Annotated in this window: 14 protein-coding genes; 13 read left to right on the top strand and 1 reads right to left on the bottom strand. The window is 59.3% G+C overall.

Features of this window, described 5'->3' with window-relative positions:
* Positions 1–25: 25 nt before the first annotated feature.
* The 8 genes from AB4N73_RS23275 to vapC all read left to right on the top strand — a co-directional run bounded on the left by AB4N73_RS23275 (position 26) and on the right by vapC (position 5,948).
* Entirely contained in the window at positions 26–1,504 is a 1,479-nt protein-coding gene (locus tag AB4N73_RS23275; protein WP_460142594.1) for an aminotransferase-like domain-containing protein, read from the top strand.
* Between the two features lie 22 nt (positions 1,505–1,526).
* Positions 1,527–1,871, top strand: a complete 345-nt coding sequence (locus AB4N73_RS23270) for a hypothetical protein (RefSeq protein ID WP_122705200.1) — start codon at positions 1,527–1,529, stop codon at positions 1,869–1,871.
* Positions 1,872–2,151: 280 nt separating this feature from the next.
* Positions 2,152–3,210 (top strand): PDDEXK nuclease domain-containing protein, encoded by a 1,059-nt coding sequence (locus AB4N73_RS23265; RefSeq protein WP_122705202.1) that lies wholly within the window; start codon positions 2,152–2,154, stop codon positions 3,208–3,210.
* Between the two features lie 106 nt (positions 3,211–3,316).
* Positions 3,317–4,252: an alpha/beta hydrolase family protein gene (locus AB4N73_RS23260; RefSeq protein ID WP_241664661.1), complete on the top strand. Its 936-nt coding sequence runs from the start codon at positions 3,317–3,319 to the stop codon at positions 4,250–4,252.
* A gap of 29 nt (positions 4,253–4,281) precedes the next feature.
* On the top strand, positions 4,282–4,695 hold the full coding sequence (locus AB4N73_RS23255; protein WP_016772137.1) for a hypothetical protein: 414 nt from the start codon (positions 4,282–4,284) through the stop codon (positions 4,693–4,695).
* A 6-nt stretch (positions 4,696–4,701) separates the two neighbouring features.
* Positions 4,702–5,154, top strand: coding sequence for a hypothetical protein (locus AB4N73_RS23250; RefSeq protein ID WP_460142593.1), 453 nt, complete (start codon positions 4,702–4,704; stop codon positions 5,152–5,154).
* 165 nt (positions 5,155–5,319) lie between these two features.
* A complete protein-coding gene (gene vapB, locus AB4N73_RS23245) occupies positions 5,320–5,550 on the top strand; it encodes a type II toxin-antitoxin system VapB family antitoxin (RefSeq protein ID WP_024011210.1) in 231 nt (76 codons plus the stop codon).
* Complete coding sequence (gene vapC / locus AB4N73_RS23240; protein WP_016772140.1) at positions 5,550–5,948, top strand: type II toxin-antitoxin system tRNA(fMet)-specific endonuclease VapC; 399 nt, start codon at positions 5,550–5,552, stop codon at positions 5,946–5,948. The genes vapB and vapC overlap by 1 nt, the downstream gene beginning before the upstream one ends.
* 78 nt (positions 5,949–6,026) lie before the next feature.
* Here vapC and gabP read toward each other — a convergent pair whose 3' ends face one another.
* Positions 6,027–7,418, bottom strand: coding sequence for a GABA permease (gabP, locus tag AB4N73_RS23235; RefSeq protein WP_016772141.1), 1,392 nt, complete (start codon positions 7,416–7,418; stop codon positions 6,027–6,029).
* Between the two features lie 543 nt (positions 7,419–7,961).
* On the opposite strand from gabP, the gene AB4N73_RS23230 reads away from it, so the two are divergent.
* From AB4N73_RS23230 to AB4N73_RS23210, 5 genes are all read left to right on the top strand, one after another.
* A complete protein-coding gene (locus AB4N73_RS23230; RefSeq protein ID WP_236168220.1) occupies positions 7,962–8,735 on the top strand; it encodes an ABC transporter ATP-binding protein in 774 nt (257 codons plus the stop codon).
* Between the two features lie 13 nt (positions 8,736–8,748).
* Positions 8,749–9,501 carry an ABC transporter substrate-binding protein gene (locus AB4N73_RS23225; protein ID WP_095181077.1) on the top strand — a complete coding sequence of 251 codons (753 nt, stop codon included), beginning with the start codon at positions 8,749–8,751 and terminating at the stop codon, positions 9,499–9,501.
* A gap of 77 nt (positions 9,502–9,578) precedes the next feature.
* Entirely contained in the window at positions 9,579–10,274 is a 696-nt protein-coding gene (locus tag AB4N73_RS23220; RefSeq protein ID WP_041477511.1) for an ABC transporter permease, read from the top strand.
* Positions 10,271–10,960: an ABC transporter permease gene (locus AB4N73_RS23215; protein WP_056787188.1), complete on the top strand. Its 690-nt coding sequence runs from the start codon at positions 10,271–10,273 to the stop codon at positions 10,958–10,960. The genes AB4N73_RS23220 and AB4N73_RS23215 overlap by 4 nt, the downstream gene beginning before the upstream one ends.
* Positions 10,941–12,176 (top strand): methyltransferase, encoded by a 1,236-nt coding sequence (locus AB4N73_RS23210; protein ID WP_460059780.1) that lies wholly within the window; start codon positions 10,941–10,943, stop codon positions 12,174–12,176. Before AB4N73_RS23215 ends, AB4N73_RS23210 begins: the two co-directional genes overlap by 20 nt.
* Positions 12,177–12,395 lie beyond the last annotated feature (219 nt).

The raw sequence follows: 12,395 nt of genomic DNA, 5'->3' as shown, positions 1-12,395 counted from the left end.
TGTTTCGAATCATCACAGAGAACTTATGGACAGGTTTGATTTGCCGGACAAGCGCTGGCGGATAGTCAAGGACTGGATTATTCGCCAGATCGACAGCGGTGACCTGGCGGCCGAAGCGAAACTGCCGTCAATCCGCGTTCTGGCGCGGATCTTCGAGACCAGCATCACCACGGTGCAGCGGGCGCTGGCCGACCTCGAGGCCGACGCCTACGTCACGACGGTGCCGCGCGTCGGCTACTTCGTCTCGGCGTCAGGGCGGGCAAAACCATCCGGCGCTTTCGATTTCTCCAGTGTCACCGTCAACGTCAATCATGCGGTGGTCGTGATGCTCTCCGAAGCAGCGTCGCGCACCACTGCATCGCTGAATTCGGCGGTTCTGCACAGCGATCTCACGCCCAACGTGTTGCTCAACAAATGCCTCTCGGTGCTGGGCGCCAGGACTGACAACGCGCTGAGCGGTCTGGTCGCGCCACCCGGACTGCCAGCGCTGCGACGGCGCATCGCCGGGCTGATGCTGACCCGCGGTGTAGTCTGCGGGCCGGACGATATTCTGGTGACATCGGGCGACACCATCGCTCTCGAACTGGCCCTGGAAGCCGTCGCGTCGAAAGGCGCTACAGTCGCCATCGAAACCCCGACCTATTACGGCATCCTGCAGACCATCGAACGCCTGGGCATGCGCGCCCTGCCGATCCGCACCGACGGCCGCACGGGCCTGGATGTCGATCATCTGGAAGAAGCCCTGAAGCAAAAAAAGGTCGCGGTGATTTTTCTCAACCCGACGCTGCAGAATCCGCGTGGCTTCATCATGCCCGACGAAGCGCGCGCGCGACTTTCAAGGATCGCCCGGGAAGCGGATGTGCCGATCATCGAAGACGACATCTTCTTCGACCTGGTGCCCGAAGCTGATCGACCGCGCGCCCTCAAGAGCTACGACAGCAGCGGCCAGACGATCTATTGCTCGTCCTTTTCGAAAACCATCGCGCCGGGTTATCGCGTCGGCTGGTGTCTGGCCGGCAAATACCGCAATGCCATCCTCGCGCAGATGTTTTCGCGCAACCTGGCCGTTTCCAGCCTGGCGCAAAATGTTCTCAATGAATTCATCGGCCGTGGCTACATGGACGAGCACTGCGCCAGATTGAGGTCGCAACTCTCTTCGCTGGCGAGTTTTGTCGAAACGATGGTGCGCACGGATTTCCCGCTCGGGACCGTCTATGTGCCCCCGCGCGGCGGCTTCATCCACTGGATCGAAATGCCTGCAAACGCCGACATGCCGGCGCTGCAGCAACTGGCCACGGAGCGCGGTTGCCACGTGGCTGGCAGCGGCATCTTTTTCGCCGACGGCCAGGCTTCCACAGGCGTGCGCATCTGCCTTGGCACTGCGCTGACGCCGGCGGTGATCGGCATTCTCAAGGTGATCGCCGAATGCGCCCACCTTGCCGCACGCCCGACGAGCCCGCGGCAGATGCCGACTGAACAGCTGCAAGAGCTGGCAGTTTCCTGACCGGCTTGCGCGAGCCCTGCTTATGAATCAGAAAAGAACCCGTATTCGCTTGCCGCATCCCCCGCCGTATCGCCCGAGCCGCTGGACATTTTGGCTTACCGTGCTCGCTGGCGTGCTGATTGCCTTAGCCGTGTGTCTTTCGATCTACATGCTTATCGAAAGCTGGATCAGCGGTTCCATCACCACCAACAATCGTGGACCGCGCAGCACCTACACCTTGGCACTGCAACCTCGGCGATACTGGTTCGAGTTCGTTTGGCAGAGCTTCTGGACCGCGTTCATGTTGGCCATCGGTGTGTTCGGGCTGTGGATTTATCGCAAAGGACGGATGCGTGAGCAGAGGCCGAAGGGCAAGCGCTCGCGATGATGCAACTGAGGTGCTTTTTTGAAGCAGCCTCTTACCTGCAGGTTCCTCTCCTTCCAGCGCAACACCAGATCGCTCACTGCAGCGCCGCCAACTCTGCGGCGATTGACTGGGCAAAAGTACGAAATGGACTACGGACATTTACCCTGTTCCGCGCCTTCCGGTGGCAAAGTCCTGCAACGCCTGTCCCGCCCTTCCTTCCGAACTCGCAGGTTCGCCCGACATACCTGCGCCGCCTTCCCCGGCATGCTTGCGTCTCTGTTTCCAGAATGCGGAAGAACCGATGAGCCAGCTCAAACCTGCTGATACGCAAGACCATAAAATCGATTCACTGCTGGGCGAACTGGGCGAGCTGATTCGCCAGGCGCGGCAAAAAGTGCTGCGCGCGGTCGATACGATCCAGGTGCAGACCTGTTGGCAAATCGGCCGGCATATCGTCGAGTTTGAACAACAGGGAGCCCAACGTGCGGGATATGGGAAAAAATTGATTGGCCTACTGGCTAAGGATCTGACCGGGCAATTCGGGAAAGGGTTTGATGAAACCAATTTGTGGAAGATGCGGCTGTTTTATCAAAAATTTCCAATTCGAGACGCACTGCGTCCCGAATTGAGCTGGACCCACTACCGCCGGCTACTGCGGGTCGAAAGCGAGAAAGCGCGCCTGTGGTACATGAACGAATGCGCCGACCTCAACTGGTCAAGCCGCGCCCTTGATCGTCAGATCCTGACGCTCTACTACGAGCGCCTGCTGATGAGTCAGGACAAAGCCGAGGTGGTCGAGGAAGCCACGACCAACATCGACGCGATGAAATGCAATCCGCGGGAATTCATTCGCGATCCGGTCATGCTCGAATTCCTCGGCCTGCCCTCGGCAGGCAAAGTCAGGGAAAGCGGACTCGAACAAGCACTCATCGACCACTTGCAAAGCTTTCTGCTTGAACTTGGCAAAGGCTTTTCCTTTGTCGCCCGCCAACAACGCATCAGCACTGACGGCGTCGACCTCTATATCGATCTGGTGTTCTACAACTACCTGCTCAAGTGCTTCGTGATCATCGACCTGAAACGCGGCAAGCTCAGCGCCCGCGATGTCGGGCAGATGGACATGTATGTGCGCATGTACGACGAGCTCAAGCGCAGCGAAGGTGACAAGCCAACCGTCGGTATCATTCTGAGCGCGGAAAGCAATGACTCGGTGGCGCGCTATTCCATGCTCAAAGGCAATGAGCAACTGTTCGCCAGCAGCTACAAGACGATACTGCCGAGCGAAGAAGAGTTACGTGCTGAACTCAACCGCGAACAGGCGTTGATCGAAGAACGCATGCTCATTCAATCCAGTGAATGAACCGGCCGGATTGTTCTTGATCAGCGCGGCGACTATGGTTGGCACCTAACCGCCGAGGTCAAGCGCCATAGGCAGCAAGCCCCCATTCGAGTTGGAAGACGCAGAGTTGAGCCAACCAGTTTTGACTGCAGCTGAAGGCACGTCCTTCAAGGAAACTGCCGACGACGGCTACGCACTCGGCGGCTTCACCTGGCGCCACAGTTCGCCCGATCCACAGCGCCCGGTGGTCATCATCAACGCCGCCACCTCGGTGCGCTGTCGCCATTACTCAAGGTTCGCAGCCTATCTGTTCAGTCACGGCTTCGACGTGATGACCTACGACTACCGGGGCATTGGCGAATCACGCAGCGAATCGATCAAAGGGCTGCGTGCTTCGTGGACTGACTGGGGCGCGCTGGATTTCGAAGCGATGCTCAAACGGGCGCAGCGGGAGTTTCCCGGTCAGCCAATCGATGTGGTCGCCCATAGTTTCGGCGGATGCGCGGCGGGCCTGGCCGAGTCGGGCAACGTGATCCGACGATTGGTAAGTGTCGGTGCGCAGTTCGCTTACTGGCGCGATTACGCGCCTCAACATCGCTGGCGGATGTTCGGCAAGTGGCATGTGGTCATGCCTTTGATGACGCTGCTCTGCGGCTATTTCCCCGGCAAACGGCTGGGTTGGCTGGAGGACACGCCAACCGGCGTAGTTTGCGACTGGAGCACACCCACCGCGCGTTACGAGCAACGCCCAAGCGGTCGCGCACTGATGAAAAAGGCGGGCGCCCCGCCGTTCGCCAAGGTCCGCGCGCAGACTCTGGCCATCAGCCTCAGCGATGATCCTTACGGCACGATCCCGGCGATCGAACGCCTGCTCGGCTACTTCAGCAACGCGGCAAAAACCCATCTGCGCATTGCGCCGCAGGACATCGGCGAACGACAAGTCGGACATTTCGGCTTTTTTCGCAGCGCATACCAAGCCACACTATGGCCCATTGCTCTGACCTGGCTGCAGACCGGCGCACTGGCCGCCGATACACCCGGCCGACAAGTGCCACGCAGCTGAGCCCCTCTCAACGCACGACGGAACACATCATGGCCTCCGCCAACAAGCAGCAAAAACGCGCCACCCGGGCCAAAGCCAAGGCCAAGCAGAACCGCACCAAGCGCGCCGAAGCGCCGGTCGAGCTCGACCCGAACGACGACCGCATCGATTTCGAATCGGTGGACCTGACCGAGCTGTTCAAGAAAATGATCGACGCCGAGAAGATCAGCCAACAGGCCATGTGCACCGCGTTCCTTGAAGATCCGCTGCTGGAACTGGTCTATGAGCAGGAAGGTGAGGAAGGCGCGATGGATTTCATCCTCGCCGCGCTGATCGAGTATCGCCAGTGGTCGCAGGAAACCGACGAGGCTGGCGCATTGGCGTGGATCGAATCCCCGGCCTTCCAGGCTGACTATGTAGCGGCATCCGACGCGATCGCTGCACAAACCCAACAGAAGAACTGAGCTCCCATGGCATCCCTGAACAAGCAACAGAAACGCGCCAAACGCGCCAAGGCCAAAGCCAAGCAGATCCGCATGGTCGGGCGCAAACCGCTGGATCAGGACGAAGACCTCGGCCACCTCGCCGAGCCGATCCCGGAATACACCCTGGCGATGTTCAGCAAAATGCGCGACGCCGAAGCCGTCAGCCGCAACGAAATGCTGCTGACCCTGCTGCGCGAACTGGCCTTCATCATCGTCGACCATCCTGAACTGCTCGACATGGAAAACGCCGACAACGAAGGCATGGCCGCCACCCACCTGGCCGCCGACATGCTCATCGACTACCGCATGTGGGCCGACGGCATGACCATCGAACAGGCCCAGGCCTGGCTTAGCGAGCCGCAGATCATTACGGATTTCGGGGTGGCGCTGGATGCTTATGGGAAGTCGGTAGAGGCCCAGGAAGACAAGAGCGAATAAGCCCTTCTCAGAAACAAAAAACGGCCGCTAGTCATCCCTGACAGCGGCCGTTTTTGTTTGGATGGCCTAGCTACTCTTTGTCCGGTGACGATGTATATCCCATTGACATATCCCCAGCACGATCTATCCTGAGCTAATCACAGGAACAGACCCGGGAGCTCGAATATGGAGCAGACCACAATTTTCATGAGCAACAGAAGTCAGGCAGTCCGACTGCCAAAGGCAGTTGCGATGCCCGGCGACGTTAAACGAGTGGAAGTCATCGCGATTGGCAGAACACGCGTCATTACGCCTGCTGGAGAAAGCTGGGATAGCTGGTTTGATGGCGACAGCGTCAGCCCTGATTTCATGGCTAACCGTGAGCAACCCACTGAACAGGAGCGCGAGTCGTTCTGATGATCAAGTACATGCTGGATACAAATATCTGCATCTTCACCATCAAGAACAAACCACAAATTGTCCGGGAAGCCTTCAATCGACATTCCGGGCAGTTGTGCATCAGCGCTATCACGCTTATGGAGCTTATTTACGGTGCTGAAAAGTCGGCGGCCCCGGAGAAAAATCTGGCAATTGTTGAAGGATTTGTCGCGCGACTGGATGTCTTGCCTTTCGATAACGACGCAGCCGCACAGGCCGGGATGGTTCGATCTGAACTCGCGAAGGCTGGAACGCCGATCGGGCCATACGACCAAATGATCGCTGGCCACGCACGCTCACTTGGACTCATTGTAGTGACGAACAACGTACGGGAGTTTCAACGCGTTTCCGGTTTGCGAATCGAGGACTGGGTTTAACCTGACTGGAAAGCTCAGAAACAAAAACGGCCGCTAGTCATCCCTGACAGCGGCCGTTTTTACATCACGCGTTACGACTCAGTTCAACACCACCGCACCACGCTTCTCCAGCTTGCGACGGCGCGACACCAGCAGACCAGCGGCTACCACCATCAGGCTCAGCAGGCCCGTGGCAAGGATCTCCACGCGGTGGGCTTCCTGGAACAGCATGATGGTCAGCGCGGCGACGATGAAGATGATCACCGCCCAGGTCAGCCCGGGGAACAGCCACATGCTGAAGACGATTTTCTCGCCGCGCGCCATGCGCTGCTTGCGCATGCGCAGTTGCGAGAAGGCGATCACCAGATACACCAGCAGCGCGATGGCGCCGGAGCTGGCGAGGAGGAATTCAAACACCGCGGCCGGAGCCACATAGTTGGCGAAGGTGCAGAGGAACGCTGCGCCGGTCGACAACATCACCGCCCAGTAAGGCGTACCGCTTTTATTGGTGCGGGTCGACATGGCCGGGGCATCGCCGCGCTTGCCGAGGGAGAACAGCATGCGCGACGAGGTGTACAGCGCCGAGTTCAGGCAACTGGTCACCGCGACCAGTACGACGATGTCGACGATCATCTTGGCGTTGGGAATGCCCATGCGCTCAAGTACGGTCTGGTAGGAACCGAGGTTGGCCAGGGTAGGATCGTTCCACGGCACCAGCGCAACCACGATGAAAATCGACACCAGATAGAACAGGCCGATCCGCCAGATCACCGAATTGGTCGCTTTGGAAATCTGCTTGCCAGGGTCCTTCGATTCCGCCGCCGCGATGGTGACGATTTCGGTACCCATGAACGAGAACATGGTGGTCAGGATCGCGCCCAGCACAGCACCCATGCCATTGGGCAGAAAGCCGCCGCTGTCGAACAGGTGCGAAACGCCACTGACCTGGCTGGTCGGCAGGAAGCCGAAAATCGCTGCAAGGCCGAGGCCGATGAAGCCGATGATCGCAAGCACCTTGATCAGGGCGAACCAGAACTCGAACTCACCGTAATTCTTCACGCTGAACAGGTTGGTCACGGTCAGCAGCATGGTGATCACCAGAGCGAAAGCCCAAATGTCGACACCTGGGAACCACGCATGCAGGATGGTCGCGGCGGCGTTGGCTTCCAGCGGAATCACCAACACCCAGAACCACCAGTACAGCCAGCCGATGGTGAATCCGGCCCAGTGACCGATCGCGCGATCAGCGTAAGTCGAGAACGAACCGGTGTCCGGCGAAGCCACGGCCATCTCGCCGAGCATGCGCATCACCAGCACCACCAGAGTACCGGCAGCGGCGTAGGCCAGCAGCACGGCCGGGCCGGCGGCAGCGATGGCGTGGCCGGAGCCGACGAACAGACCGGCGCCGATCACACCGGCGATCGACAACATGGTCACATGACGCGGTTTGAGCCCCTGTTCGAGGCCAGTGGAGCTTGGGGTACTGCTCATAGAGACTACCTTTGCAAGGAAAGCGAGTGCGTCCGGCGCGTCTGTAAATTCTTTCTCGTAAAAAGAATCCAACGGCCTGTTCCTTATTCTGCACGCAATATTTGCGCCAAAATGTTTCAAGTCCTTGAGGACCGGGGGCTCCGGCATCCGGTGCAAGTCCTTGAGTTTAATGGCTATTCGCCAGAACGTTACCCGGCGACTCACTTTCGAGACGAATCCGCGCACCAGAAACACACAGAAAAAGTGTGCGGCGCACAGAAAAAGGGCGAATAAGGAACGTTCGGCCGGATAGCGCTTCCAACACCCCGCCAAAGCTGGCAACATCGCGCCTTTTTTTACGCGGCACCCACGGGTTTGCACGATCAAACACCCGTTCGGTTGTTGATGGGGCGACAGTCTGCTGCGCCGATGCGACAACCCGCCACATGCCACCCGTTTACCGCTCGTAGCGCTGTTGGCTGCCATTGAAACGCTATGCTAGCTTGGCCGCCTCGCCAGGAAGGCCCGCCAACAGCAGGAGCGCAACATATATGAGGAACGCACATGGCTGAGGCCACGCCCGCGCTTGAAATCCGCAACTTGCACAAACGCTACGGACAGCTGGAGGTGCTCAAAGGCATCTCGCTGACCGCCCGCGACGGCGACGTGATCTCGATCCTCGGCTCTTCCGGTTCCGGCAAGTCCACGTTCCTGCGCTGCATCAACCTGTTGGAAAACCCGCACCAGGGCCAGATCCTGGTGGCCGGTGAAGAACTCAAGCTTAAAGCCGCGAAGAACGGCGAACTGGTCGCCGCCGACGGCAAACAGATCAATCGTCTGCGCTCGGAGATTGGTTTTGTATTTCAAAACTTTAATCTGTGGCCGCACATGAGCGTGCTCGACAACGTCATCGAGGCCCCGCGCCGCGTGCTCGGCCAGAGCAAGGCCGAAGCCATCGAAGCCGCCGAAGCGTTGCTCGCCAAGGTCGGCATCGCCGACAAGCGCCACGCCTACCCGGCGCAATTGTCCGGTGGTCAGCAACAACGCGCAGCGATCGCCCGCACGCTGGCGATGCAGCCGAAGGTGATCCTGTTCGACGAACCGACCTCCGCGCTTGACCCGGAAATGGTTCAGGAAGTACTTAGTGTCATCCGCGCATTGGCCGAAGAAGGCCGCACCATGCTGCTCGTGACCCACGAAATGGGCTTCGCCCGCCAGGTTTCCAGCGAAGTGGTGTTCCTTCATCAGGGCCTTATAGAAGAGCAAGGATCGCCACAGCAGGTGTTCGACAACCCGCTTTCGGCGCGCTGCAAACAATTCATGTCCAGCAACCGCTAACGGAGCAACATGCATGCAGAATTTCAAAAAGGTCTTCCTGGCCGCCGCCGTCACCCTCGCGTTCAGCGCCGGTGCCATGGCTGAAACCCTGAAGATGGGCATCGAAGCGGCCTACCCGCCGTTCAACAATAAAGACGCCAGCGGCCAAGTGGTCGGCTTCGACAAGGAAATCGGCGACGCCCTGTGCGCGAAGATGAAAGCCGAATGTTCCGTCGTCACTTCCGACTGGGACGGCATCATTCCGGCGCTGAACGCGAAGAAGTTCGATTTCCTGATTTCCTCGCTGTCGATCACCGAAGATCGCAAAGCCGCAGTGGACTTTACCGACCCGTACTACTCGAACAAATTGCAGTTCATCGCGCCGAAGAACGTCGACTTCAAAACCGACAAGGACTCGCTCAAGGGCAAGACCATCGGCACCCAGCGCGCAACGCTGGCCGGCACCTGGCTGGAAGACACCTACGGTGACGATATCAAGGTCAGCCTCTACGACACCCAGGAAAACGCCTACCTCGACCTGACCTCCGGTCGTGTCGACGCGATCCTCGCCGACAAGTACGCCAACTATGACTGGCTGAAAACCGACGCTGGCAAGAACTACGAGTTCAAGGGCGACCCGGTAGTGGAAAGCGACAAGATCGGTATCGCCGTGCGCAAGGGTGACAACGAACTGCGCAACAAGCTGAACGCCGCGCTGAAGGAAATCGTCGCTGACGGTACCTACAAGAAAATCAACGACAAGTACTTCCCGTTCAGCATCTATTGATCTGACCTGTGGGACCGGCGCCGCGATGAAGCGGCGCCGGCTCCCGACTTTGCCTGCCGCAATTTGAACAGAAACCCATGATTATCGACCTCTACGGATTCGGCCCGGCGCTCGCCGCTGGTGCGCTGATGACCGTCCAACTGGCCCTCACCGCCCTGTGCCTGGGCCTGGTGCTCGGCCTGCTCGGCGCCTTGGCCAAGACTTCCCCGTACAAGCCGCTGCAATGGCTTGGCGGTACCTATTCGACGCTGGTGCGCGGCGTCCCGGAATTGCTCTGGGTGCTGTTGATCTACTTCGGTACGGTCAACCTGATGCGCGCCCTCGGTGAGTACTTCGGCAACCCCGACCTGCAACTCAACGCCTTTGCCGCCGGTGTCATCGCACTGGGCCTGTGCTTCGGCGCCTACGCCACGGAAGTGTTTCGCGGCGCCCTGCTGGCCATTCCCAAGGGCCACCGTGAAGCCGGCCAGGCCCTGGGCCTGTCGAAATGGCGGATTTTCACCCGGCTGATCATGCCGCAGATGTGGCGCATCGCCCTGCCGGGCCTGGGCAACCTGTTCATGATCCTGATGAAAGACACCGCGCTGGTATCGGTCATCGGTCTGGAAGAAATCATGCGTCACGCGCAGATCGGTGTGACCGTGTCAAAACAACCGTTCACCTTCTATATGGTCGCGGCGATCATGTACCTCGGCCTGACAGTGCTGGCGATGACCGGCATGCACTTCCTGGAAAAACGCGCCGCCCGCGGCTTTGCGAGGAGCGCGCAATGAACTGGGAAGTCATCATCAAGTGGCTGCCAAAACTGGCACAGGGCGCGACCCTGACGCTGGAACTGGTCGCCATCGCGGTCATCGCCGGCCTGCTGCTCGCGATTCCGCTGGGCATCGCCCGATCTTCGAAGCTGTGGTACGTGCGCTCGCTGCCTTACGCCTACATCTTCTTTTTCCGGGGCACGCCGTTGCTGGTGCAGCTGTTCCTGGTCTATTACGGCCTGGCGCAGTTCGACGCCGTACGTGAAAGCGCGTTGTGGCCCTACCTGCGCGATCCGTTCTGGTGCGCGACCGTGACCATGACCTTGCACACAGCGGCGTACATCGCCGAGATTCTGCGCGGTGCCATTCAGGCGATTCCACCCGGTGAAATTGAAGCCGCGCGAGCCTTGGGCATGTCCAGACCGAAAGCGATGTTCTACATCATCCTGCCCCGTGCCGCGCGCATCGGCCTGCCGGCCTACAGCAACGAAGTGATCCTGATGCTCAAGGCCAGCGCCCTGGCCAGCACCGTGACCCTGCTGGAACTCACCGGCATGGCCCGCACGATCATTGCCCGCACTTATCTGCCGGTGGAGATCTTCTTCGCCGCCGGTGTGTTCTATCTGGTCATGGCTTACGTGCTGGTACGCGGCTTCAAGCTGCTGGAGCGCTGGCTGCGCGTCGATGCCTGCCAAGGCCGCTGATACTTCCCACGTGCTGACGGGCGAGGCCCTACTCGCCCGTTTCACGGCGCTGGATGCTTTTCTGATTGAGCATCAGGCGCTGTGGAAACCTCGACCGTTCACTCACCTACAACTTCCATGGGAAGCGTCCTACCCGGAGTTGTCTGCGTGGCTACGCGGGCGGTCGCTGGAAGATGCAGAACGCGCGCATAACCATCCTGCTGATCTTGTCGATGCGCCAGAGCCGTTCGCTTCATTGGCGAAGTTGTCGGCAGAGTTGAGTGCGGTCGGTGAGTTTTCGGGGCATGCGCTTGAGGCTGCCGGGCATCGCTTGAATGTCGATGTGCCCGGGCGCAAGTGGCAGCAGATTGAAGCATTTGCCACTCGTTTGTCTTTTGCCTCGCAGCCGACGCATTGGCTGGACTGGTGCTCGGGCAAGGGACACTTGGGGCGGCGCTTACTGGGGTCGGGGCAGCAACTGACTTGCGTTGAATACGATCCTTTCTTGGTCGCCAGTGGTCAGGCACTGAGTCAGCGTCACCACTTGCACGCCCTGCATGTCGAACAGGATGTACTCGCGGCAGACGCCCCGGCCGTATTGAACGCCGCCCACACCCCCGTCGCCCTCCACGCATGCGGTGATCTGCACGTGCGCTTGATGCATTTGGCCAGTGCTGCCGGCTGCCAGCAAATGGCGATCGCACCGTGCTGTTACAACCGCATCAGTCGTAACGAATACCAGGCCTTGTCCTGCGCAGGATCGGCATCGCTTCTACAGCTCTCGCTGGAAGATCTGGCGCTGCCGATGAACGAAACCGTCACCGCCGGTGCGCGCGTCCGGCGCCAGCGTGACACATCGATGGCTCGTCGCCTGGCTTTTGACCTGCTGCAACGGCAAGTGCGCGGCGTCGATGAATACCTGCCAACGCCCTCCCTGCCCAGCGCCTGGCTGGACAAACCGTTCGCCGATTACTGTCGCGATCTGGCTGTGCTCAAAGAGTTATCCACAATCGGTGAGGCAGATTGGCCCGCACTCGAAGCAACCGGTTGGCAGCGGTTGGCCGAAGTTCGCAATCTCGAATTGCTTTGCGGTTTGTTCCGCCGACCGCTTGAGCTCTGGCTGAATCTGGATCGGGCGCTTTTCCTCGCAGAACAGGGATACGTCGTACGCCTCGGCACCTTTTGCGACGCCTCACTCACACCGCGTAACTTACTGCTGCTCGCCGAGCGCGCCTAAAACGTTACGACCTGTGGATAACTCTGTTGATGGATTTGTTGTGGATCCAATATCTGCGCCTGTTTCGTCGCTTTAACAACACTGGTCATTTTTTGTTCACATGAATAAAAAACCTGTAAAACAGGGATTTGCGAACAAGATGAGAATGGGTTCACAACACCTCGCATAAGCCAGTATCCGCGCCCCTCAGTTGTGCATAAGCTGCCAATCAAAACGACA

Source organism: Pseudomonas sp. S3_B08 (genome assembly GCF_054667725.1).
The sequence above is the reverse complement of the archived record's forward strand: the minus strand, read 5'-3'. Positions and strand labels throughout refer to the sequence as shown.

Bases quoted from the DNA above. Each gene is read 5' to 3' on its own strand.
- AB4N73_RS23265 (WP_122705202.1), top strand. From the start codon at position 2,152: ATGAGCCAGCTCAAACCTGCTGATACGCAAGACCATAAAATCGATTCA.
- AB4N73_RS23270 (WP_122705200.1), top strand. From the start codon at position 1,527: ATGAATCAGAAAAGAACCCGTATTCGCTTGCCGCATCCCCCGCCGTAT.
- vapB (WP_024011210.1), top strand. From the start codon at position 5,320: ATGGAGCAGACCACAATTTTCATGAGCAACAGAAGTCAGGCAGTCCGA.
- AB4N73_RS23250 (WP_460142593.1), top strand. From the start codon at position 4,702: ATGGCATCCCTGAACAAGCAACAGAAACGCGCCAAACGCGCCAAGGCC.
- AB4N73_RS23230 (WP_236168220.1), top strand. From the start codon at position 7,962: ATGGCTGAGGCCACGCCCGCGCTTGAAATCCGCAACTTGCACAAACGC.
- AB4N73_RS23215 (WP_056787188.1), top strand. From the start codon at position 10,271: ATGAACTGGGAAGTCATCATCAAGTGGCTGCCAAAACTGGCACAGGGC.
- AB4N73_RS23225 (WP_095181077.1), top strand. From the start codon at position 8,749: ATGCAGAATTTCAAAAAGGTCTTCCTGGCCGCCGCCGTCACCCTCGCG.
- gabP (WP_016772141.1), bottom strand. From the start codon at position 7,418: ATGAGCAGTACCCCAAGCTCCACTGGCCTCGAACAGGGGCTCAAACCG.
- vapC (WP_016772140.1), top strand. From the start codon at position 5,550: ATGATCAAGTACATGCTGGATACAAATATCTGCATCTTCACCATCAAG.
- AB4N73_RS23220 (WP_041477511.1), top strand. From the start codon at position 9,579: ATGATTATCGACCTCTACGGATTCGGCCCGGCGCTCGCCGCTGGTGCG.
- AB4N73_RS23275 (WP_460142594.1), top strand. From the start codon at position 26: ATGGACAGGTTTGATTTGCCGGACAAGCGCTGGCGGATAGTCAAGGAC.
- AB4N73_RS23255 (WP_016772137.1), top strand. From the start codon at position 4,282: ATGGCCTCCGCCAACAAGCAGCAAAAACGCGCCACCCGGGCCAAAGCC.
- AB4N73_RS23210 (WP_460059780.1), top strand. From the start codon at position 10,941: ATGCCTGCCAAGGCCGCTGATACTTCCCACGTGCTGACGGGCGAGGCC.